15 protein-coding genes are annotated in these 23,478 nt (G+C 70.9%); 2 read left to right on the forward strand and 13 right to left on the reverse strand.

Annotated elements, in window-relative coordinates:
• Nucleotides 1–4 precede the first annotated feature (4 nt).
• The 7 genes from SYV04_RS39715 to SYV04_RS39745 all read right to left on the reverse strand — a co-directional run bounded on the left by SYV04_RS39715 (nt 5) and on the right by SYV04_RS39745 (nt 15,282).
• Nucleotides 5–364: a hypothetical protein gene (locus SYV04_RS39715; protein WP_321551294.1), complete on the reverse strand. Its 360-nt coding sequence runs from the start codon at nt 362–364 to the stop codon at nt 5–7.
• 24 nt (nt 365–388) lie between these two features.
• On the reverse strand, nt 389–3,502 hold the full coding sequence (locus SYV04_RS39720) for a hypothetical protein (RefSeq protein WP_321551295.1): 3,114 nt from the start codon (nt 3,500–3,502) through the stop codon (nt 389–391).
• The gene (locus SYV04_RS39725) at nt 3,477–7,061 is read right to left on the reverse strand and encodes a flagellar motor protein (protein ID WP_321551296.1); all 3,585 of its coding nucleotides are present in this window, start codon (nt 7,059–7,061) and stop codon (nt 3,477–3,479) included. Before SYV04_RS39725 ends, SYV04_RS39720 begins: the two co-directional genes overlap by 26 nt.
• Complete coding sequence (locus SYV04_RS39730) at nt 7,058–8,884, reverse strand: hypothetical protein (protein ID WP_321551297.1); 1,827 nt, start codon at nt 8,882–8,884, stop codon at nt 7,058–7,060. The genes SYV04_RS39725 and SYV04_RS39730 overlap by 4 nt, the downstream gene beginning before the upstream one ends.
• Nucleotides 8,885–9,091: 207 nt before the next feature.
• A complete protein-coding gene (locus tag SYV04_RS39735) occupies nt 9,092–10,066 on the reverse strand; it encodes a FecR domain-containing protein (protein WP_321551298.1) in 975 nt (324 codons plus the stop codon).
• Between the two features lie 42 nt (nt 10,067–10,108).
• Nucleotides 10,109–11,956: a sensor histidine kinase gene (locus tag SYV04_RS39740; RefSeq protein WP_321551299.1), complete on the reverse strand. Its 1,848-nt coding sequence runs from the start codon at nt 11,954–11,956 to the stop codon at nt 10,109–10,111.
• On the reverse strand, nt 11,953–15,282 hold the full coding sequence (locus SYV04_RS39745; protein ID WP_321551300.1) for a response regulator: 3,330 nt from the start codon (nt 15,280–15,282) through the stop codon (nt 11,953–11,955). The genes SYV04_RS39740 and SYV04_RS39745 overlap by 4 nt, the downstream gene beginning before the upstream one ends.
• A gap of 205 nt (nt 15,283–15,487) precedes the next feature.
• Here SYV04_RS39745 and lexA point away from each other — a divergent pair, with 205 nt between their 5' ends.
• Nucleotides 15,488–16,153, forward strand: a complete 666-nt coding sequence (gene lexA, locus SYV04_RS39750; RefSeq protein WP_321551301.1) for a transcriptional repressor LexA — start codon at nt 15,488–15,490, stop codon at nt 16,151–16,153.
• 67 nt (nt 16,154–16,220) lie between these two features.
• On the opposite strand, the gene SYV04_RS39755 is transcribed toward lexA, so the two are convergent.
• Genes SYV04_RS39755 through eno form a run of 5 tightly spaced genes read right to left on the reverse strand, consistent with a single transcriptional unit; the run spans nt 16,221 to nt 21,623 of the window.
• On the reverse strand, nt 16,221–17,363 hold the full coding sequence (locus tag SYV04_RS39755; RefSeq protein WP_321551302.1) for a tetratricopeptide repeat protein: 1,143 nt from the start codon (nt 17,361–17,363) through the stop codon (nt 16,221–16,223).
• A 16-nt stretch (nt 17,364–17,379) separates the two neighbouring features.
• Entirely contained in the window at nt 17,380–18,561 is a 1,182-nt protein-coding gene (locus SYV04_RS39760; protein ID WP_321551303.1) for a hypothetical protein, read from the reverse strand.
• A 54-nt stretch (nt 18,562–18,615) separates the two neighbouring features.
• A complete protein-coding gene (locus SYV04_RS39765) occupies nt 18,616–19,527 on the reverse strand; it encodes a M23 family metallopeptidase (protein ID WP_321551326.1) in 912 nt (303 codons plus the stop codon).
• Between the two features lie 2 nt (nt 19,528–19,529).
• Complete coding sequence (surE, locus tag SYV04_RS39770) at nt 19,530–20,321, reverse strand: 5'/3'-nucleotidase SurE (RefSeq protein ID WP_321551304.1); 792 nt, start codon at nt 20,319–20,321, stop codon at nt 19,530–19,532.
• A gap of 6 nt (nt 20,322–20,327) precedes the next feature.
• Nucleotides 20,328–21,623 carry a phosphopyruvate hydratase gene (gene eno / locus SYV04_RS39775; RefSeq protein ID WP_321551305.1) on the reverse strand — a complete coding sequence of 432 codons (1,296 nt, stop codon included), beginning with the start codon at nt 21,621–21,623 and terminating at the stop codon, nt 20,328–20,330.
• A gap of 102 nt (nt 21,624–21,725) precedes the next feature.
• On the opposite strand from eno, the gene SYV04_RS39780 reads away from it, so the two are divergent.
• Nucleotides 21,726–22,892 carry an ADP-ribosylglycohydrolase family protein gene (locus tag SYV04_RS39780; protein WP_321551306.1) on the forward strand — a complete coding sequence of 389 codons (1,167 nt, stop codon included), beginning with the start codon at nt 21,726–21,728 and terminating at the stop codon, nt 22,890–22,892.
• A gap of 105 nt (nt 22,893–22,997) precedes the next feature.
• On the opposite strand, the gene SYV04_RS39785 is transcribed toward SYV04_RS39780, so the two are convergent.
• Nucleotides 22,998–23,171, reverse strand: coding sequence for a hypothetical protein (locus SYV04_RS39785; protein ID WP_321551307.1), 174 nt, complete (start codon nt 23,169–23,171; stop codon nt 22,998–23,000).
• Nucleotides 23,172–23,478: the final 307 nt, after the last annotated feature.

The raw sequence follows: 23,478 nt of genomic DNA on the forward strand, positions 1-23,478 counted from the left end.
TGAACTAGGGACCCTCGACCTCGAGCAGCGCCGCGAGGAACAAGCTGTAGGTCAGCTCCCCCACCAATCGCTTCTCATGTCGCGCCTGTGCGCGCAGCGCCTTCGGCAAGGAGCACGGCTTGCCGCCCTCGCCTTCTCGCATCTGCACGTAGCCCCGCTCGGAGAACCCGACCACCTGCCACCCCCGCTTGCAGAGCGCCTGGCTGAGATCATCCGTGAGCTGGTGGTGGACGGCCTTGTTGAGGGGCACCGGATCGAAGATCGCGTTGTGCCAGCCGCGCGCGTCCTCCTGCCAGCCGCGCGCGCGCAGGTAGTGGGACTTGCGCGCGAGCGAGAGCCCGCCGACGTGACGCTCAAGCTTCATCGACCGGGTGCCCTCGCTCCACCTTCAGCGCTTGCGACGACGGCGCAGCACCGTGAGCAGCCCGGTCAGCCCCAGCGCCGCCGCTCCCGAGCCACCGCCCGAGCAACCACACCCGGACAGAGGCGCCTCCGGCGCCCGCGAGATGGGCACGGTCCGCAGGGAGGCCTGGCCCTCGAAGCGCTGCGACCCGAGCAGCTTCGGACGCACCACGTAGCTGAGCTGCCCGGTGGCACCGCCCTCCAGCACCAGCCCGCTCACCTTCAGCCGGGTGCCGTCGAACGTGGCCTCCACCGGGGCGCCGTTGAAGCGCGCGCTGCCGGAGACGTAGTCCGCGCCCTCCAGGAGCTCCTCGTGTACCACCTCGCGCACGCCGCACGCCGTGGTGTTGCGCAGCTCGACGGACACGCCAATGAGGTTCGTCTCGCCACCCGCGGGCCGCTCCGTGCGGCGGCTCAGCGCCACGAAGGGCTCCACGGTGATGGGTACGGTGTGCTCCTGCCGCGACACCAACCCGTTGTTCGCCGTGACGCGCAGCACCACGGACTGGCCAATGAGCGCGCCGAAGTCCGTGTCCTGGGTCTCCACGTCAATCCTCGGCCCGGTGAAGACCCGCTGCGTCAGCGCTGGTCCATCCTCGTCAATCTGCTCCCAGGTGAGCGGCACCGTCGCGCACGGTCCCAGCGGCAACCGCTGCTGGAGCGTGCCCCGGGCCGCCTCACCACAGACCGCAGTGAGGCGCGGCGCCTCCAGCGGCTCCAGCGGGATCGTGACGGGCGGAACATTCACCGTCAGCTCGGCATCCTCCGCCAGGGTGCCCGGCATGTCTTCTCCGAGCCCTGCCCCTCCCTGCACGCCCGCGCCTCCCACCAGCTGGCCCACCACGCGGTAGCGCGCCCCCTCGCACCGGTCGCCCAGGGGGAACGTCCACGGCCCGGGAACGTTGAAGGTCCCCTGCTGGGCCACGCTGCCATCCTCGCGCTCCAGGCGCAGGTTCGCCTTCACCCCTCCGCGCTCAGAGATGCAGTTGAGCCAGGGTGCCGTCACCGTGCCCGTCACGCCCTGGGACGTGGAGGAGGTCTCCGTCAGCACCGGCTGCCCGGCGGACAGCGGCACCCAGTTGGGGTTCACCGTCACCTCATAGGCGGAGACGGGCCCCAGGATCCCGGAGCCGTCCTTCGGCACGTGGCGCACCGAGAACGGCAGGACGGCGCTCGCGCACTCCTCGGTCTGCACCGTGAGCCGCGGCGTCACCGCCCGCGTCGTCGTCACCGGGCTGCCATCTTCCGTGAGCAGCTGGATCTTCGACGGAGGCAGCGCTCCCGCCGGCAGATCCCACACCGTATCGACCCCCGGGTAGCCCGTGCTGCCCACGCAGGCGTGCTCGGCCTGGGGCTCGATCGTCAGGCTCTGCCCCGCATTCAGGGCCGCGCCCGCTCCGGCCCCGAAGGGCGCGTACGGCGTGCCCCAGGGGCGCACCTGCACACCGAACTCGGCGGGCGACGAGAGCAGTCCCTCCTTGTCCTTGGCGTAGACCCGGTAGAAGTAGCTCACCCCGTTCTCGGCGCACAGCGTGGGCGGGCTCGGGAAGGTCGCGCTCATGCTGCCCGGCGCGATCGCGGGCGCGCTCGGCGTCTGCGCCTCCCAGTAGTAGTCGGTGATCGCGCACCGGGGATTCGTCGGAGGCAACAGCTCGATGACCCCCGCGTCCCCACCGGCCTGCACCGTCAGTCGGTTTGTGGTGAGCTCGGGCGTTTCGGGCGGGAGGGTATGGCGCACCCGCAGGTCCACGCCCACCCGTCGCTGATGGCTCGCCATCCCATCGGCCGTGACGAGCTCGAAATGCACCGCCTGCCCCTCGCAGAGGGGGCCGGCATCGACCGTGAACTCCACGCCGTCCTCCCGCACCGCCGAGGTGACATGCACCCCGTTCATCCGCATCTCGGGAGGCTCCACCGTCACGCGGACCGGGTCTCCGTCCAGGTCATCCACGCTGACGAAGATCGTTCCCACCGAAGACTCGGGCACGGAGGCATCCGTGCCTGCGTCCACCACCGGCGCGTGGACGTTCCGGTAGAAGGCGATGTTCGGCACTCCCGCATCTGGCATCCGGCCCAGGGTCAGGACACAGAACTCCGCGCCGCGGCATGCCACCTCGCGCGGCGGAGCGGGGAGCGGCGGCTGTCGAGGCGACACCCTCCAGGTGGTCCCGAACTCCTCGGGCCGGGTGCCCGGCACGGCGCGCAGCACCACCGAGCCGCCCGGCTGCGGCGCCAGCGCCATGCCGAAGCCTTCGCCGTAGGCAGTGCCCGCGTCGGTGTTCACATCCACGCTGGCGACGGTGGTCCCCCGGAACTGGGGCGGCACATCGACCTCCGCGAAGGGAAACGCCGAGGTATCGAGCGTCCCACGCAGGAGGCCGGAGGTCGTCGCCAGCAGCGCCGTCGGGGCAGCGGTCCCCGAGGGGATCAGCTCGATCGCCAGCGGCGAGGCGGGGGTGTAGGGCCCGGGGGCCACGTACGAAGCTTGGAGCTGATCCCCGCGGTACCAGAGAAAGCCCATCGCGCCCGGCCGGATACCGACGAGCGCGTGCTCGCCGCTGTCCAGCGAGAGCACCCCGAGGGCATCCGTCGTCAGGCCCGGCTCGTTGTACAGCAGCGCCCAGGGCCCCGGCTGGCGAACGCCTCCATCGCCGTAGGCCAGCAGCGCCGAGCCCGAGACGGTGTCCACGCCCCACGCGAAGGCATTGCCCGCTCGTGTGTGCTTTACCCGCGTGAGGTTCGGCGCATCGCCCGTGGCGAAAAGGTCCGCCGAGGGGGCGCAGCCCGTGGGGACGCTCTCCACGCCGTCATCCCTGCGGAACGCGGCGAAGCAGCCCCCATCCGACAGGTGCGTGCCCACCGCCCAGAAGCCGGGCAGGCTGCGCAGCGTGCCGCCCCCCGGAGCATAGAGGTAGGCACCCTGTGTGGTGGACACGGAGTAGAGGCCGTTGGGCCACACCTCCACGTCATCCGGAGTGCCAGGAACCTCGCGCATCTCCCAGTCGGCGCGCGCCGTCCCCATCATCGCCAGCAAGAAGCCGACGACGAGCGCGAGCCGGATGCGGAACCCGGTCCTAGTAGGCCATTTCCGCTCGGACATAGAGCCGGTCCGCCTCATCCTTCATGTCTCCCGACAGCCCCAGGCCACTGAAGCCCAGCAGCGTGTAGCCTGCGGCGAAGCGTAGGCCCTCGTCCACCGGGTAGCCCACCTCGCCACGCAAGGCAGTCAACGCTTGTCCCTCGCGCGCCGAGCCGCGGCGTGCGCCTTCCAACCCCAATTCCAGACCTCCTACCACCCGGACCGCGGGCCGCAACGTGCCCGTCCAGACCCAGCCCACCTCCTCGCCCAGGCTCGAGCGCCCGACGTGCAGGCCGGCCGCCACCGAGAAGCGATCGCCCAGGCGAACCGCGGGCAGCACCGAGAAGACTTGCAGGGAGCGCTCGCCGAACGCGTTGCGCTCTCCCGGCAGCAGCTCGCGGGTGATGCTGTAGCGCCCCACGAGGAGCCACGGCCCCGGCCGCCACGCCATGGCGGTGGAGCCCTCCAGCAGGCGCTGCTCGAGCTGCTCTTCGCCCAGGGTGCGGGCGAAGTTCAGGCGCCCGGAGAGGCTCAGGTCCTCTCGCAGCAGCGCCTCGCCAGCCAGGGAGACCACCGCCTGCAGCCGGTCCACGGAGGTGGCGGCGCCTCGCACCGGCGTGCCCTCCTCGCGGCGCAGCTCCGCCCTGCCCTCCACCCGCAGGCGCGCGAGCGTCCACTGGCCGAACAGACTCGCGGCATCCCGCGTGAGCGAGGAGGGCAGATCCAACGGGTGGCGGACTCCGCGCTCGTAGCGCCCGCCCACCTGCAGCCCTCCGGCGACGGCCTGCTGGAAGCCCACCGCGCGCGCCACGCGCACCGCGTTCGCGTCGTGCGCGCTGATGTCCTCCACGAAGACGCTGGTGCCATCCTCCAACTCCGTGCGCGCCCCCATCACCGCGCGGCCCGCGCCGAAGTCCGGGCCATCCACGTCCACCGAGTAGCCGCCGTAGTAGACGTCGGGCCCTCGGCGCACGGAGGCATCGGCCCACACCTGGGGGCCCAGCTCCGGGCCCCAGCCTCCGCGCACGCCCACGGTGGTGTCCTCATCCAGGGTCAGGTCCACGCCCGCGGAGGAGAACGAGTCATCCACCCTGCCCGGCCCGTCGCCGCGACGCATGAGCGCCTGCCGGTGGCCCGCCGAGAGCACCACCCGCTCATGCACACGCAGCCGGCCCTGGAGCCCCACCGAGGTGCGACCGCCTTCCAGCACCGGCCCCACGCCCGGGACTTCGGAGGCGCGCAGCCAGGCATCGCGCAGCTCCAGGCGCGCGCTCCAGCTCTCGCGCTCGTAGCCCACGCCCAGGCCGAGCGTCCGGGAGGCGATGCTTCCGGGCTCGAACGGCAGGCGGGGGTCGGCCGAGCGTCGATCATCCCCGAGCAGCGTGAGGCGCACGGGCCCCAGCGGCTGCGCGGCGCGCAGGGAGATCTGCCGGAAGAGCGCGCTCTCCGCGTGGGCCCCATCGGAGAACCCCGGCTCCCGCCAGCGGAAGGCCGCGTCCACCGAGCCTCCTCCGAGCGGCCCCGGGCCCTTCACCCTCAACCCCAGCGCGTCACCGCCCGTGGCGGTGCTCGACAAGGGCCGCAGGAAGGTGAGGCCGCCATCATCCGAGACACCAAACACCCCGGCGCGAATGGCCTGTCCCTCGCTGCGTGCCGCCTCGGCCCACAGCGTGTAGGGCCCCAGCGCGCCACTCACCCGGCCCGTGAGGAGCTGGTACGGGGCGCCAGCGCGGCGCTCTCGCACGCCGGCGAAGCTCAGCCGGGCTCCCGCCAGCTCCGCCCAGGCCTCACCGCCCACCGTGTCGTGCGAGCCGGAGAAGTCGAGCGCGGCATAGTCGGCGACCAGGACGGGCTCGGGCACCGCCGTGAGCGCGTCGGTGCGCAGCCAGGAGGTGCCCGCCAGGAGCGACAAGGGGCGCGCCAGGAGGATGCGTCCGGAGAAGTAATCGATCTCGTAGTCACGGCCTCGCACCAGGTGGCGCTCGGCGAGCGGCAGCCCCGTGAGCCCATCTCGCAGCTCCACGCGCAGCACCTCGGAGCCCTCCACGATGGCGGAGGCCCCCAGGAAGTAGAGGCTGCCCCCGGTGGCGTGCAGCTCCTCGTGCGCGGGCATCGCGGCCAGGCCCCGGACGGGATCCGTCATGCTGCCCGCGAAGGCATCCACGCCCACGCGGGCCGGGCCGGCCTCCGTCTTCAGCTCCGCGAAGGGGCCGAAGAGCGGGTGGTGGTAGCGGCCGATCTCCCGGTCCGCCAGCAGGGCCCGGTACGTCCCGAAGCCCGCGCGCCCGTACGCGTCGTGTCGGGCCTCCAGGCGCAGGCGCCCCTCCGCCGCGTTGGGCGTCAGGCTGGTGGAGTCGTCTCCCCACTCCTCCAGGGCCAGTTCGGGATCCAGGCTCCGCTCCAGGCGCTCCACCAGACGTGGGCGCAGCCAGGACGAGGCGTGCTCCGAGTGCAGCGTCCGGAAATCCGTGTCGCGCAGATCCACCTCGCCCCGCAGCTCGAAGTCGCCCAGCCGCGCCTCGGCGTGGGCCGCGCCGCGCCCGCGAAGCTGGAAGGCCCCGTCTCCCGGCAGGTACGCACCCTCCAGATCCAACAGGCCCACCAGGAAGGGCCGCGCCACGGCGGACAATTCCACCGTCTCCTTGCGGGCCGGCTCTCCGGGCCGCTCGAACTCCAGCGTCACCGGGTTCTTGCCTGGCGTGAGCGTGAGCGGCACCTCGGCGTGGCCCTCGGGCCCCACCGTCACCTCGCCCTGGGGAGCGCGCACCCGAGTGCCCTCCGGGGCCTCCACGCGCAGCGAGACGTTGCCGCTGGGCACCTCCTCTTCCCGGCCTCCCGGCAGCCGCACCGCGCCCGAGGGCTCGATGGCACGGGGGGCGATGAGCCAGCTGCCCTCGCGCCGCACCACATCGACCCGCTGGCGGAAGAAGCGCACCGAGCCACCGGGCGAGGTGGCGGTGATGCCGAGGCGGTTCTCCCCCGGCTGGATCGACACGACCGCGCGGTAGGTGCCGTCCGCATCCACCTCGGCCTCGGTGTCCTCCACCCGGACGCGATCTCCCGGCGAGGCCTGCCCGGCGACGACGAAGGCGATCCCCTCCTGGACGACCTCCGCCTGGGGCGGCACCTCCGCGTGGGTGGGCGCCAGGGGCGGTGTGGACTCCACGAGCAGGCGGACCGCGAAGTCCTGGAGGACGACGGCGCCCCAGGGCACCTCCAAGGTCACCGCCTCGGGAGTCGCCTGCCCTCCTGGCGGCAGCGATCGCGTGTCCAGCCGCAGCCGGTGGCGGCCGGGGCGCAGGTGGAGTCCTCCCGTCGCATCGGGGGTGCGCGAGTCCACGCCCGTGAGGTGGTAGCGGCCCTGCGCGTCGGTGAGCACCTCCCGCCCCGTGGCGAGCACCAACCGCACGCGGGCCAGGCCTGGCTCGGAGGAGCCGCAGCGCCCATCGCGATCCCGGTCCTCACACACCCGGCCGGCCAGGGTCGAGGCGAGCGCCGGCGGATCCTCCACCGGGCTCTGCGCCTGGCTCGCCCAGGACAGCAGGACGACTCCGAGCACCACCCATGCCGACCCTCTCACGGCTTCACCTCGGCGACGGCCGTCATCCCTGTCGTCACGTCCGCCACGGACACGCTCACGCGCCCAGGCTTTGCCCCCACGACGGTGAAGCGCGTGCGCCCCTCCCGCGCCTCGCTGCCCTCCATGCGCCCCGAGGAGAGCACCACATGCACCTTGCGATCCGGGAGCACGCGCCCCTGCGCGTCCTCGATCCAATACGTCACCCGCGCGCCCTCCACCTGGAGCCGGATGTTCACGGGCACGGCGGGCTCGAGGCGCACCGCCCGCACCACCGGCGCCGGCACCAGGGGCTCATCCACCGGGTACACCAGCCCGCTCGGGCCGAGCACATGGATCGTCCTGCGCAGCCCCGACCAGACGCCGTGTACCACCTCCAGCTTGCCGGGGCGTGGCGGGCCCAGGCTCATCGTCCCATCCGCGCCGGTGACGCGTGACTCGCCGCCGATGCTCAGCGGCTGCTCGGGGATGGGCAGGCCGGCCAGGTTCGACACCCCGAGGAAGAGCTCCCCATCGCGAACCCAGGCGGAGATGCGCGCCGGCTCGGTGGCGACCGGGCCAAAGGCCCTCCCCGTCAAGGAGATCTCCCGGCGCTCGCCCTCAGCGGGCAGCGTCCAGGTGCTCTGGAAGAAGCCGGGGCGCTCCTCGCGTGGCGCGGAGAGCTCCCCCACGGGCGCGCCGAGCGCCACCTGGGCCCCGGGCCGTGGGCGGCCGAACGCGTCCTCCACCGCCATCGACACCTGCACCGTGGAGCCGTAGTGGACCTGCGCCTCGGGGAGATTCACCGAGACCTTCTCCGCGGGGCCCTGGACGAGCTGGAGCGAGAGCTCCTCCCGGGAGTTCATCCCCTTCTGCGGCCAGGTCGCCAGGATGCTCTCGGGCTGCGCGGGCAGCCCCCGAGGCGCCGTGTAGATCCACTCCAGCAGGCCACCCTCCGCGCGCTGAGGCCCCTTCAGGGTGCCGTGGCGAACCTTGGCGGTGACGCGCGCGTCCGGGACGAGGCGGCCTCGCGCATCACTCGCCGCGCACAGCATCCGCGCGCGGGCGGCGCCATCGGCGGGCAGTCGGGGCGGGTTGAGCACGCAGGCCAATCCGTCCGTGGGCGGCAGCCCGAGATCGATGGAGCGCCGGCGCACGTTGCCCGCCCGGTCCACCACCCGGCTCTGGCCAATCCGCTGCCCGGGAGGGACGACCACCGGCAACTGGAAGGACCCATCCCGGCCCGCCTGCGTCGGCCCGTACGTCTTCCCCTCGATGGTGATGGAGAACTGCGCATCCGGCTCCGCCTCGCCCGACAGGGGCACCGCCGCCGCCAGCGGGACGAGGATCCGCCCGTACGCGCCGTGGATCGACTGAGGGTGCGGCCACGCGGAGAGCGCCACGAGGACGGCCACCTCGGGATAGGTGGTAGTGGGCAGCACGTAGCGGGCGCGGTAGGTGCCAGGGCCGGTGCGCGAGAGCTCCTCCACGCGGCCGACGTTCGCGCGCACCACGGGCGGGGAGCCCGAGTCATCCGGCGTGCCGTCCGGCTGCAGCAGCCGCACGGTGAGGACCGCCTCCGTGTCCCGTCCCTTCACCGGCTGCTCGGGCTCGAGCGCGAGCGCCACCCCAGCCGTGGGAGGCCCGATGGCGTAGCGGGCCTCCGCCTGCAGGCCCGAGGCGTTGGCGCGCAGCACCACGGTCCGGGCGCCCGGCTGGGGCACGACGAGGAAGGAGCTGAGCGGCGGCTGAGGAGTCCCGGGGCGCACCTCCGCGCCCTCGGCGGACAGCAGGGGGGCCTGGATCGCGACGGGTGTACCGGCAGCGTCTCGGCGCACGAGTGCCACGGAGAAGCCCTCGGGAGGGACCGCCTCGGATGGCCCGAGGATTTCGAGGGTATCCGCCAGCGCTGCCGGGGAGAGCAGCAGGAGCAGGACTAGAGGGAGCCGGTTCAGAGCCTCGACTCTACAAGGCTCTCCGGATTCCCCGAAATCCTATCTACCGCCTCTGACGCAGATCCTGCCTCACCCCCACGCCAGCGCACTCCCGAGCTTTCAAGGACTATCTGGCTGGGCGGGCGTTATCTGCCCCCCGGCGTTACCCCACGGCGTCTTGAGCTTCTTGATGACGGGGGGCCGGGTGTCGACGCTGAACTTCTGGCTGTCCTCCTGCTGGCTTCCGCCCACGGAGACGGCGCGGATCTTCACCTCGTTCTCGCCCTCCTTGAGGGCCACGGTGCGGGTGAAGGAGCCGTCCTTGCTAGGCGAGAACGTCTCTCCGCCGACTTCCAGGCGGATGCCGGGCTCGGCCTGACCCTGGACGACGATCTCGCGCTTGTTCTGGCGGCCCGCGGGCCACTGCACCTTGCGCAGGAGGCTGGCGGGCACGGGCGTCGGCTCGGAGGGTCCGTTGGAGCCCGGCCGCACCACGGACTGCTGGCCGGCGCGGACGATGACGACCTTGCCGTTGCCGACGAACTCCACCTGCCCCTCGCGCGAGCCGACGGCCACGGTGCCCTCGCCGTCGTTGCTCATGGTGAAGGTACCCTCGGTGGCGCGCGCCACCGCGTCGCTGTTGGCCGCCTTCACCTCGAAGGTGTGCCGGCTGCCGGGGCGCACGGTGGTCGTCGCCATACCGCTGGCGAGCATGATGCGGGAGAGCGAGTCACTGAGCTGCTCGACCGTCACCTCGGTGCCGGAGTCCATGCGGACCAACACCGACTCGCCGCCGATGAGCACGGCGTACGAGCCGTCCCGGGTGCGCACCGCGTCGGTGGCGCGCAGGGTGACGCCCTTCTCCACCTTCTGCCAGGTGCCGTCCTTGCGCCGCACCTCCACGGTGCCGGACACCTCGCTGATCTCCATCTCCACGGGCTTGTCGGGCACGGGCGCCTCGACGACGGGCGGCGGAGCCACCACGGGCGGAGGAGGCGGAGGCGGAGGCGGCTTGTGCAGGAACAGGAAGTACCCCAGCGGCAGGGCCGCCAGAATCAACACGAGCCCGATGAGGAAGGGCGCCTGGCGTTTCATGGGGGGGGTTCCGGACATTACCGATCGAAGGCTATCTCACGCTCAGGCCTTGAGCAGCCACACCGTAAAACATGAGCCCTTGCCCTGCTCGGTCCGGACCTCGATGCTGCCGCCCGCCTCGTTGATCACCCGGTAGGCGACCGAGAGACCGAGCCCCACATTGGACCACACGTCCTTGGTGGTGAAGAAGGGCTCGAAGATGCGCTCGCGGTGCTCGGGGGCGATGCCCTTGCCGGTGTCCTCCACCTCGACGAAGCAGCGGCCCTCGCGCTCGCCGGTGCGAACGGTGAGCTGCTTGGTGGGAACCTTGAGCATCGCCGTGCGGGCGTTGGACAGCAGGGCGAGGATGACCTGGGTGGTCTGCCCCGGGTCGGCCTTCACGCGGGGCAGCTCGGGCGCCAGCTCCATGGCCAGGGTGATGCCCTCGGCCTTGCTCTGGTTCTCGGTGAGCGACAGCGCGTCGCGCGCCACGGCGTTGAGGTCCATCGGCCGCATCTCGGCGCGCTGGCTCTGCTGGGAGAAGCGCAGCAGGTTCTGGGTGATCTCCTTGCAGCGCTTGGCGCTCAGCTCGATCTTCCGCAGCATGTCGAGGTCCGGATCAGCATCCGGGCGGGTCATCAACATGAGCTGCACGTAGCCGAGGATGCCGGCCAGGGGGTTGTTGAGCTCGTGGGCCACGCCGGCGCCGAGCTGCCCCACCGCCGCGAGCTTCTGGGCCTCGAGCAACTGGACCTGGGCGGCCTGCAACTCGGCCATCGCCTCGTCCACCTTGGCGCGCAGGTCATCGTTCCAGCGCATCAACCGGGCACGGGCCGCCTCCAGCTCCGCGCCCATGTGGTTGAAGGTGCTGGCCAGGGCGGAGATCTCATCGAACCCGTCCACCTTCACGCGCCGGTCGAGCTCGCCGCGGCCAAAGGCCTCCGCGCCCTCCACCACCTTCGAGAGGCGCTCGGTGATGCGCCGGGTGTAGAGCGCGCCCAGGGCCAGCAGCACCGCCAGCGTGCCTCCAATGGACATGAGCACCGTGGAGCGCATGGAGCGCACCGGCCCCATGGCGCGCTCCTCGTCCACGGACACCACCACGTTGAAGTCGAGCTTGCCCGACACGCGCGCGGCGCTCACCCGGAGGGGGGGATCGGACGTCTGGAAGCTCTGCTCGATCTCAGCGCCCTGGGTGCGCAGGTGCGCGGCGACCTCGGGCTCCAGATCGCGCAGGCGCCGCTGGGGGTGGGAGCTGGCCAGGATGCGTCCGCCGCTGTCCACCAGATCGATGCGCCCCAGGGAGCCCTTGGCCTTCTGGGTCAGGAGCTTCTCCAGATCCTTGAAGACGATCTCCGCCAACACGAAGGAGGCGCCCTCGCCCGGCTCCAGCTTGATGGCGACCGCCACCGCGGCGCGGCCGCTCTGCTGGTGCGCGTATACGCGGCCCAGCGCCGCCTGCCCCTTGTCGCCGAAGCGCAGGGGCTGCACGGGCACGGCGCGCGCGAGGAGCTCGAGGTTCACCGGATCGAAGCCAGGGTGACCCTCGGGCCCCTCCCCTTCCTTCTCGGAGAAGACGGCGCGGCCCAGGGGCTTGCCCTCGGCGTCCAGGCGGAGCACGGCGCTCACGGCGGAGGACTGGCGGTAGACCAGGGACAGGGCGCCGTGGAGCTCCTCCTCGGTGAGGCCGGCCCAGTCCCAGGACTCGACCACCAGGGCCATGGCGTCCACCGTCTTCATCAGCGCGGCGTCCACGCTCTCGGCGGTGGCCACCGCCAGCGCCCGCTGCTCGCCGGCGATACGCGCGGCCAGCTGTGCCTCGGAGCTCGACAGGAGCCAGAAGCCCACGCCGGCCAGCGGCAGCACGGTGACCGCCAGCATGAAGAGGATGAGCTGCTGGTAGAGCTTCATCCGGTGACGGTCCGGCTCTCGCGATCGCGGTCGCTGCGAAGGAAGACCGAGCCCTGGATGGCCTTGGCGCGCTTCTTCAAGTCCGCGGCGCGCCGGGCCAGCTCGGCATGGTCATGGGACACGCCGTCGCTGATCACCGCGATGATGGAGACGGTCATGATGGGAACCTTTCGCTTCTCGCCGAAGCGGTCCTCCGCCTCGATGTGGCCCCGCTCCCGGTCCTGCCGGTCGTAATAGAGCGGGATGATGCGGTCGAAGGCCTCCATGGCGTGCTGGCAGATGCGGTCCACGGACTCGGGGTTGATGATGAAGACGAAGTCGTCACCGGCCACGTGGCCCAGGAAGTCTCCGGGCGAGCCCTCCTGCGCGAAGATCTCCCGCAGCAGGTCGGCCGTCTGGCGCACCACGCCATCGGCCTTCGCGAAGCCGTAGTAGTCGTTGTAGGCCTTGAGGTTGTCGAGATCGAGGTAGCAGAAGGCGAAGGGCCGGCGTGCCATGAGCCGGCGCTGCACCTCGCGCTCGATGGAGTTGGAGCCCGGAAGCTGCGTGGTGGGCGAGGCGCCCAGCTCCTGCTCCTTGCGGCGCAGCACGCTCTCCACGCGGGCGCCCAGCTCCAGCGCGTCGAAGGGCTTGGTGATGTAGTCGTCTCCGCCCAGCTTCAGGGCGCGGATCTTCGAGGCGGTCTCCGCGCGAGCGGAGATGAAGATGACGGAGATGTGGCCGCTGGCGCGCTCGGCTTTGATCTCCTCGATGAAGTCGAAGCCATCGCCGTCGGGCAGCCCCACGTCCAGGAGGATGGCGTCCGGCCGGCGCTCGCGCAGCACGCGGCGGGCGTCCTCCAGAGTGCCGGCCACGGACACCTCGAAGCCGAGGCTGGTCAGCACCTCGCTGCAGATGCCAGAGATCTTCGAATCGTCATCCACCACCAGCACGCGACCGTGCTGCTGGCCGGTGCGCCCGCGCACCAGCGAGTCCACGGTGGCCACCAGCTTGTCGGCCATCAGCGGCCGCAGGAGGAAAGCGTCCGCGCCGGAGCGGAAGGCGCGCTGGCGCTCATCGAAGGAGGAGCTGATCAGCAGCGGCGTGCGGCGGGTGTCCGGATCGTGCCGGAGGATCTCCGCCAGCCGCAGGCCCTCCACGTCCGGCAGCCGCACGGCCACGAGGATGACGTCGGGGTGGTGACGACGGGCGGCGCTGATGCCCTCCTCGGCGGTGCTGGCGATGCGCACGTCATAGCCGCGCCCCATGAGCAGGCCCTTGACGAGGTAGGCCAGCTCCGTCTCGCTCTCGATGACGAGCACCCGGCCGCGCGGCTCGGGGCGCTTGGGGGTGGAGGAAGGCACCTCGGCCCCCTCCTGCCACAGCTCGCGCGGAGGCTCGGCGGGCAGCACGGTGACGAAGCGCACGCCCTGGCTGCTGGGCTCGCACCAGATGCGGCCGCCGTGGGCCTCGACGATGTGGCGGCAGATGGCCAGGCCCAGGCCGGTGCCGCGCACGGTGCGGTTGGCGGGGGTGCGCGCCTGCTCGAAGCGGTCGAAGATGCGCTCCAGGTTCTCCTCGGCGATGGGCTCGCCGCTGTTCCAGCACGAGAGCGACACGTAGCCTGGCAGCGCCGAGGTGGCCCGCAGCTCCAGCACCACCTCGCCGCCCTCCGGGGTGAACTTCACCGCGTTGGTGAGCAGGTTGTTGAGCACCTGGTTGATGCGGTTCGGGTCGGACATGGCCCGGAGGCCGTACTGGGGCAGCGAGGTGGACACCTTCACCCGCCGCTCCTGGAAGGCGGGCCCGTACTTCTCCACCGCGCGGCGCACCAGCTCGTCCAGGTAGGCCAGCTCGAAGTTCATCCGCAGCCGGCCCTTGGCGAACTTGGCCAGGTCCAGCAGGTCATCCACCAGGGCGTTGAGCTTCTCGGTGGACTCCTTGGCGAGCGCCAGGTAGCGCTGCTGCTTCTCGTTGATGGGGCCGGCCAGGAAGTTGAGCACCAGGTCCAGCGCGCCGGAGATGGAGGTGAGCGGCGTGCGCAGCTCGTGGCTCACCATCGAGACGAACTCGTCCTTGCGGTCCTCGAGCATCTTCTGCTCGGTGACGTCGCGCAGCACCACGCACACCCCGCGCACGTTGCCGCGCGCGTCATTCACCGGGGTGACGGTGACCTGGATGTGGCGGTCGAACAGCTCCACCTCCTCCTTGAGCACCTGCGAGCCGCTGTACTCCCAGCCCCGGATGAGCTCGGAGGGCTCGAAGCCCAGGCGCTCCTCCAGCATGCGCCCGGTGAGCGTGGCGGTGTCGTCTCCCAGCCGCAGCAGCTCCCGGGCGGCGGGGTTGATGACGACGATGGCGTCCGCCTCATCGGTGAGCAGCACGCCGTCGGTCATCGACTCGACCATGCGCTCGATGCGGCGGCGGGCCTCCTCCTCCACGGAGCGCAGGCTCTGGATGGCGTCGGCCGTCTGATTGGCCAGCGTGTCCAGCAGCACCCCGTCGTCCTCGCTGAAGGCCTGGGGCTTCTCGGAGAACAGCGACAGCATGCCCACCGGCTTGCCGCCGGCCACCAGGGACACGGTGAGCTGGCTGGGGTAGACGGCCGGGGCGCTGTCGTCCTGGGAGATGTTGCCCGTAACGCGGGTGGTGAGCCGGTCCTCGGGCAGCAGGTTGCCGGAGCTGCGCCGGTAGGCGCCCAGCATGGACTCCTTGACGCTGAGCAGGGCCTTCTCGCCCACGGTGCCCAGGCAGCGCAGGCGCAGGATGGCGCTGCGCGAGTCGTCGGGGGCGATCAGCGCCGCGCCGCAGTCATACGGCAGCACCCGGGCCACGGCGCTGAGCACGCGGTCGATGATGGCCTCGTAGCTGGGCGGATCCGAGGCGCTGGCGCGGCTCACCTCATAGAGGACGAAGAGGGCCTCCACGCGCTGGTTGAGCTGGCGCAGCAGCCGCTCCTTGTCGCGGCGCAGCTGGGTGAACTCCACCGCGTTCTTCACGGTGATGAGGAGGTCGGTCACCTCCCAGGGCTTGGTGATGTAGCGGTAGACCTGGCCCTGGTTGATGGCGGCGATGATGTCTTCGGGCTCCGTGTAGCCCGTGAGGAGCAGCGCGGTGACGTCGAGGCCCTCCTCGCGCGCGGCCGTCACCAGCTCGATGCCCGTCATCTCCGGCATGCGCTGGTCGGTGACGAGCACGTCCACCGTGTGGGTGCGCAGGATGGAGAGCGCCTCGGGGCCGGAGGTCGCGGTGAAGACGTGGTACTGGCGCTGGAACATCCGACTGAGGATGTCCAGCACGTCCGGCTCGTCGTCGACGAGGAGCAGGGTGGGTCGGGGGTCGGACAAAACGCCTGGAATTGTACGCTCAGATCAGCAGGGGGCCCCAAATTCTCGTATGGCGCCCCGGCGGGAGAGAGAGGACCCGGACAGTAGGATCGCCTGCCTGCTTGAAAGCATTGACTCTACACGCCTGTTCAGGGAGATTGGATACTGAAAGCCTGTTGCCCTGGCAGGGGAGCGCCTGGTCGCTGGCCGAGTGAGGGAGCGTGGCATGGAAGAGCTGACCGAACGCCAGCGAGAGATCCTCGCCTTCATCGTGAAGGAGACGGAGTCGCGGGGCTTCCCGCCCACCATCCGAGAGATCGGCGAGCAGATGGACATCCGCTCGACCAACGGGGTGAACGATCACCTCAAGGCGCTGGAGCGCAAGGGCTACCTGAACCGAGGCGAGCAGCAGAGCCGCTCGCTGGTGCCGACCAAGCGAGCGCGGCTGCTGCTGGGGCTGGGCGCCAAGAAGGACTCCGGGTTCCTGGAGGTGCCGCTGCTGGGCAAGGTGGCGGCGGGCGCGCCGCAGCTGGCCCAGGAGAACCCGGAGGACTCGGTCAAGATCGACAGCTTCCTGCTCGGAGGCACCGGAGGCCGCGAGGTCTTCGCCCTGCGGGTGAAGGGGCAGTCGATGATCGAGGACGGCATCCACGACGGGGACTACCTGTTCGTGCGCAAGACGCCCTCCGCTCAGCCCGGGGACATCGTGGTGGCGCTCATCGAGGACGAGGCCACGGTGAAGCGCTACTACCCGGAGGGTGAGCGCATCCGGTTCCAGCCTGCCAACGCGACGATGCAGCCCATCTACGTGAGCAAGGCGGACTTCCGCTCGACGATGCTGCTGGGCATCGTCGTGGGCGTGTACCGCAAGCTGCCCGGAGGCCGGAGCTAACCCCTCTGGGCCTCCGCGGCGCTCTGGCTCAACCTGTCTGATGTCAGACAGGTTTGTGCAGAGCCTCTCAAGGGCAGGCGACGGCGCCGCCCCCGTCCTTGCCCGTGACACGGGCGCACACGGTCTTCACCATCTCCGCGTCCTTCAACTCGCGCGCCAGCCGGGCGGTGCGCAGTTGGAGGTCCACGTCCTGAGCCATCTCCGGCTCGGACGACAGGGCCGCGAGGATGCGCAGCGCATCCGGCTTGCGCCCGAAGGTCACGAGCAGGTCCGACAGCTCGGTCAGCTCCCGCAGGTCCGAACCGGACACGGTGCCCAGGGCCAGCTCCAGCTCTTCCTCGGCGGCCTTGCGGTCCTCACGAGCCAGGTGGAGGCGGGCGATGGCCACGTGGACGATGGCGCGGTCCTTCACGCGCAGCGACTCCCGGAAGGCGGACAGGGCATCGGCGCTCTTGCCCTGGCTCGCGTAGATCTCCCCGACCAGCTCCCACAGCGCCGGATCCCGAGGCGACTTGGTGGCGGCCTCGCGGTAGGAGCCCGCGGCCTCATCGAGCTTGCCGGCGCGCACCTGCTCATCTCCGAGCGCGGTGAGCACCTCGGGCGCGCGCACGCCCTGGGAGGCCGCCTTCTGGAGCAGCGCGAAGGCTTCCGCGTTGCGCTTGTCCTGCAGCAGCACCTCCACCCCGCGCATGAGCAGCGGGGGCTTCAAGGTGTCCGGGCTGGTCTGAGAGGCGAGCACGAAGTGGCGGATGGCCTCGTCCTTCTCGCCACGCTTGAGGTGCAGCTCGCCCAGTTGCTCCAGCGCGTTGAAGTCATTGGGGTACAGGGCCAGGGCCTTGCGCAGCGAGCTCTGCGCATCCTCGTCCTTGCCGAGCTGGACCTGGATGAAGCCGATGCGGCTCCAGGTGGTGGAGCGCTTGGGATCGATCTCGAGGGCGGCCTGGAACTCGGCGATGGCCTCGGTGTACTTGCCCATGGAGAGGTACACCTCGCCGACGGCGGCGGGCAGACGCGGATCCTTGGGGGCGTACTGCTTCATCTCGTTGAACGAGAGCAGCGCCTGGTCGAAGTTGCCCTGGAGGTACTCGGAGGTGCCCTTGATGTAGAGGCCCTCGGCCCGATCCTTGGGGTCGACTTTGGGGGTGTCGTCGCAGGCAGCGGCGGCGGCAAGCAAGGCGATCAGCGGGAGGGCGCGCAGGCGCGAGGGCATGGAGGGGGCTCTGGGCTCAGAAGTGGTACGAGATTCCGGCGTTGAGATCGAGGTTGAGGCCATCGCCGAGTCCGTTCTCGGCGAGCCCCAGGGTGGCCTGGGCGAGGTTGGTGCCGACCTCGAGGTTGAAGCCCACCTTGCCGGCGATGCGGTACTCGAGTCCGCCGAAGCCAATCACGGTGGGCAGCGCGCCGGTGGACTGGAAGGGGCCGAACTGCCCGAAGCCAAGCTGCACGCCCAGGCCCAGGCCCCAGTACGGGTGCAGGGAGTGTTGCAGCCGATAGTAGTGGCGCGCGCCAATGACGCTGGGCAGCACGCGGAGGCGCCCCGCCTGCCCCTCCTCCGAGGAGCGAAGGAAGGAGATGCCCACCTGCAGGAAGCCAACCCACTCGGGATGGAAGGCGTAGCCGACCTCCAGATCCGCGCCGGGGTTGAGGGCCACCAGGTTGTTGATGAAGGAGTTGTTGATGCGCAGCCCCAGCACCAGCCCTCCGCCCGGGGCCTCCTTGACGCTGCCGAGCAGGGGCTGTGCCGGGGAGACCTTGCCGGAGGGCACCAGCTCGGCCAGGAGCTGCTCGCCGATGGCGTCGGCCACCTGCAGGAGCGCATCCGGCGTCTCCGCCTCGGCGCGGGGCCGGGCGAGGCTGCGGCCGCGCACGCTGTCCAGCAGGCTGACGGTGAGCAGGTACTTGTCCCCGAAGCGATCCAGCCGGCCCGTCACCATGTAGCGCGCGCCGGTGATGCTCGAAAGCTGCTCGATGCAGGTGCCCTGGGAACAACTGCCGGAGCCCAGGAGCTGGCGCTGACGCTCGGCGCTCAACATGGCCTCGATGTCGCGCTGGGTCAGCACCTTGAGCCGGGGGGACTCGGCGAGCCGACTCGCGATGAGAGAGGCGATGCCGGGCGCATCCTCCTGGGCTGCCTTGTTGGCCTCCAGGGCGAGCACCGCCACGGTGGGGATCTCCGCGGCGGCCTTGTCGGGCTGCGCGGTGGAGGAAGCCTCCGAGGCGGCAGGCGGCGTGGCACCCTCTGCCGGGGGCTCGGCGGGCGCGGGAGCCACCGGCTCGGGCACGGGAGCGGGCGCGGCGGGGGCCTCGGCGGGCGGGGTGGAAGGCGCCTCGGCGGAAGCTGGTGCCTGGGCACGAGCCACCGTCGAGATCAGCAGACAGGCGACGAACGGGAGAAGAAGGCGCTTCACTGGTGACACTCTAGGGGAATCAGCCCCGCAGGCCATCCCCCTGCCCTCTCCCGCTCAGGAGGAAGGCAGGGGACCGAGGTAGTCGAGCGGCTCCACGGGCTTGCCGCCCACGCGGACCTCGAAGTGGAGGTGGGGGCCGGAGGTACGGCCGGACTCGCCCACCGTGGCGATGACCTGGGAGCGGCGCACACTCTGGCCGGTCTTCACCCTCAGGTCGCGGTTGTGGGCATACAGGGTGATGAGGCCATTGGGGTGCTGGACGATGACGAGCAACCCATAGCCCTGCTGCTCGCCCGCGAAGAGGATCTCCCCCTCCTGGGCGGTCTTCACCGGGGTGCCCGCAGGCGCGGCCAGGTCGATGCCGTCATGGGGCTCCTTGCCCTTCTTTCCGAAGCGCCCGTACAGCACCCCTCGGAGCGGCCAGTCGAGCATCCCCCGGGTCGCCGGTGCGGGACGCGCCGTCCCCTTCCCCGCCTGAGTGCCCCCTGGGCGCGCTGGAGGCCGTGGGCGCGGCGGCAGGTTCTCCCGGCTCGCCACGGGAGGCCCCTTCCCCTCGGAGACAGGCTCCAGGTCCGGCTCCGAGTGGGGCTCCTCCACCTCGGCCACCCCGGTGGGGATGAGCAACTCCTGGCCCACCGACAGACCGCGGGCATCCTTGATGCCGTTGGCCGCGCTCAGGTCCTCCACGGTGACGCCGTAGGTGCGGGCGATGCGGAAGAGGGTCTCCCCGCGCGCCACGCGGTGGCGAACAGAGATGAGCTCCGGCTCGGGGTGGGCGGCCCGCAGCGGAATGGGTACCGCGGCGGCGCCCTTCGCGGGTGTCGCGGGAGCCGCCAGGGCCTTCACGGGCGGAGGGGCCTCCTCGGACGCCTCCGGTCGGGCGGAGGCCCGGGAGCCCGCGCACCCGGCGGCTCCCAGGACCAGCAGGAGCGCCAGGCCCGCTCGGCTGAACCCGCGCCCCGCCAACCTCACCCGCCCTTCACTTCGTGGCGGCGGAAGCCTTCGATGGCCCACCCCGCCAGCTGGGGGATGCGGCTGTGGTCGGTCATCTCCAGGTGCAGCGGCGTCACCGACACGCGCTTGTCCAGGTGGACAGCGTTGCAGTCGCTGCCGGGGATGTCCTCGTGCTCGTACTCGCTGCCACCGATCCAGTAGTACTTGCGGCCGCGCGGGTCGACGTTCTCCACCACGGCATAGCCGTACGAGTGCCGCCCGAGCCGGGTGACGACATAGCCGTCCGGCTCCACGCCTCCGGGGATGTTCACGTTGAGGAGCATCCGGGGAGGCAGGGGCTGGGACAGCGCCGCGGCCACGATGGAGCGGGCGAAGCGCGCCGCCGGGCCGAAGTCGAACGGCGCGCGCGAGGCAAGGCTGAAGGCGATGGCGGGCACCCCGAGCAGGGCTCCCTCCATCGCCGCGGCCACCGTCCCCGAGTAGGTGACGTCGTCGGCCAGATTCGCGCCGTGATTGATGCCAGAGACCATGAGCTGGGGGCGATCATCCTTGAGGAGGTGGTTGATCGCCAGATAAGCGCTGTCGGTCGGCGTCCCATCGACGGAGTACCAGCGCTCACGGATCTGCTGGATGCGCAGGGGGCGGTGCAGGGAGATGGCGTGCGAGGCCGCGCTCTGCTCGCGGTCCGGGGCCACCACCCACACCTCTCCCAGGGGGCTGACGGCATCCACCAGCGCCTGCAGTCCCTGAGAGAAGTACCCGTCGTCGTTGGAGACGAGGATGCGGGGGCGTCGTGCTTCAGTCACGGCGCCTCACTTCACCTGAGTGGCCTTGATGGCCGTGCGGCCGGCGTAGCGCGCGCCGGCTCCCAGTTCCTGCTCGATGCGCAGGAGCTGGTTGTACTTGGCCACGCGGTCCGAGCGGGACGCCGAGCCCGTCTTGATCTGTCCGCAGTCGAGCGCCACCGCCAGGTCGGCGATGGTGGTGTCCTCGGTCTCACCCGAGCGGTGGCTCATGATGGAGGTGTAGCCGGCGCGGTGCGCCATGCGCACGGCGTCGAAGGTCTCCGTGAGCGAGCCGATCTGGTTCACCTTCACCAGGATGGAGTTGGCCGTGCCGCCCTGGATGCCCCGGCTGAGGCGCTCCACGTTGGTGACGAAGAGGTCGTCGCCCACCAGCTGGATCTTCTTGCCCAGCGCGTCGGTGAGCCCCTTCCAGCCCTCCCAGTCGTCCTCGGCCATGCCGTCCTCGATGGAGACGATGGGGTAGCGCTCACACAGGCCGCGGTAGTAGTCGATGATGCCCTGCGAGTCGTACTCCTTGCCCTCGCCCTTGAGGCGGTACTTCTTGCTGCCCTTGTCGAAGAACTCGCTCGCGGCCACATCCAGCGCCAGGTACAGCTGCTCGCCCGCCTTGAATCCGGCCGCGCCAATGGCCTCCATGATGAGCTTGAGGGCCTCCTCATTGGCCGGCAGGTCCGGGGCGTAGCCGCCCTCGTCGCCCACGCCGGTGGCGAACTTGCGGGCCTTGAGGATCTTCTTCAGCGCGTGGAACACCTCGGCGCCCCAGCGCACGCCCTCGGCGAAGGAGCTGGCGCCCGCGGGCACCACCATGAACTCCTGCACGTCCACGCGCGTGTCCGCGTGCGCGCCGCCGTTGAGGATGTTCATCAGCGGCACCGGCAGGGTGCGCGCCTGCAGGCCGCCCACGTAGCGGTAGAGCGGCATGTTGAAGGCATCGGCCGCGGCGCGCGCGGTGGCCATCGACACGGCGAGGATGGAGTTGGCGCCCAGCTTGCCCTTGTTGGGGGTGCCGTCCAGCTCGCGCATCCGCATGTCCACGGAGAACTGGTCGGTGGCGTCCATGCCCATCAGCTCGGGGGCGATGGACTCCATGACGTTGGCCACGGCCTTGCGCACGCCCTTGCCGAGGTAGCGCGCCTTGTCGTTGTCGCGCAGCTCCAGCACCTCGTGTTCACCGGTGGAGGCTCCCGACGGTACCGCCGCACGGCCCCGGGCCCCGCCCGCCAGATGGACCTCGGCCTCCACGGTGGGGTTGCCACGGGAGTCGAGCACTTCACGCGCCAGCACTTGAGAGATCTCAGTCATGGCGTCGGGTTCTAGAAGAGGCTCCGGATGCTCGCAAGCTTGCACACCCTTCTGGCTGATACAGTGTCCACACCGTGAAGCACCTCCCCTCTCAGGCCCGCCATGCCCCCGCCCCGCCGCCCTGCCCCGCAGGGGCCTGACCCCCTTCCCGGACAGCGCAGCCGAGGCGCCCTGCTGGGGCTCGCCGTGGGAGACGCCCTGGGCGCGCCGCTGCGCGGGCGGAACATGCTGGCCCCCCTCTTCCCCCAGCTCGCCGAGGGCATGCGCCGCCAGCCCACCGGCGGCATCATCAAGGCCCGGCTCGGCAAGCTCCCGGACGTTGTGCCCGAGGTCGGCCTGGAGCTGCCCCCGGACGAAGGGCTCCCGCCGGACGCGCCCCTGGAGCCGCCCGTGGTGGAGCTGCGCAAGGGCCAGGTAACGGACGAGACGCACATGGCCTGCTGCGTCGCCTGGAGCCTCAAGGAGCTCAAGCGTTACGACGCCGCCGACGTGGCGCGCCGCCTGCGTGCCTGGAAGGCCCACGCTTTCGACATGAGCGATCCGGTGCGCGACGTGCTGGACGAGATGGACTCGGGAATGCCGGTGCTCACCGCGGGGCGCCGAGTGTGGATCCGCAACTACCGCCGCACCTTCACCACGGGCAGCCTCGTTCGCACCGCCCCCATCGGCGTCTTCTTCGCGAAGGACGAGCCGGCGCGCATCCAGGCCTCTATGGAGGACTCCGCCCTCACCCACTTCGATCCGCGCTGCCAGCTCGCCTGCGCGGCGCTCAACTCCGCCATCGCCAAGGCCATCACCGGCGGGGGGCAGCTCGAGCCCCAGGAACTCATCACCGCCGCGCTGAGCGGGCTGTCCGTCGCGGCGCCCATGCTGGCCCGCTCCGCCGCCGACTACGTCTCCGAGGTGACGACCGCCAACACGCTGCTGCGCGCGGACCTGGAGGCGGCCCAGCAGTCCGACCCCATGCTCTACGGCCCGGAGCTGCACCTGCACCGCCAGCACGGGAATGTGCGCATCGCCTTCCGGCTGGCCTTCTGGGAATTGCTCCACGCCCCCAGCTTCGAGGCGGGGCTGGTGGATGTGGTCAACCGCGGGGGAGACGCCGACGCGCACGGCGCCATCACCGGGGCGCTGCTGGGCGCCTTCCACGGCGAGGAGGCCATCCCCGCCGAGTGGCGCCGGCTGGTGCTGGACTCGATGAACACCGTGCGCGGGCCCTTCTGGAACGTCTACCACCCGCGCCACCTGCTCGCGCTGGTACAGGGCTGAGCCCGCGCGCCACCGACCCCAGAACGCGCGAAGCCCGCGGGAGGCGGTTCCCAGGGGGAACACCTACCGCGGGCCTGGAGCCACGCTGAGGCGAAAGCGCCTCAGCTACATGTCGATGACGACCACACCGCGAGGCGGCTTGTCCTCGTCGTCGGTCTCCGTACGGTGCCGGGGACGGTCCATCGGCATCGGCAGGGGCAGAGGAATAGCAGGCCGCTCATGCTCCTCGCGGCTGCGCTCACGGCGCTTGATTTCTTCGATGATGAAGGCGTCCAGCATGGGTTCGCTCTCCCTCAGCCTACATACCCCGGAGTACGCCCGCCAACCCCAACCCGTTCCAGTTCTCCCGTTAGATGCAAACTAAGGACCCTCGTTCCTCCGTGGGGACTTACTGCGCTAACTGGCACGGTTGCTCGTCCACCACCCGACATCACAGCCACACCCCTGTGGCAGGGATGTCATGGAGGTCTCCGACTCCTTCGCCCTGGGTACGTTGATTGTAATGCAGTAACGGCGGCCCGCAAGCCGTCCAACCAGCACCGCTACCACGCCCATCCGACGCGGCAAGCCATGAAAAAACGAAGGT

Source organism: Hyalangium ruber (genome assembly GCF_034259325.1).
Classification (GTDB): Bacteria; Myxococcota; Myxococcia; order Myxococcales; family Myxococcaceae; genus Hyalangium_A; species Hyalangium_A rubrum.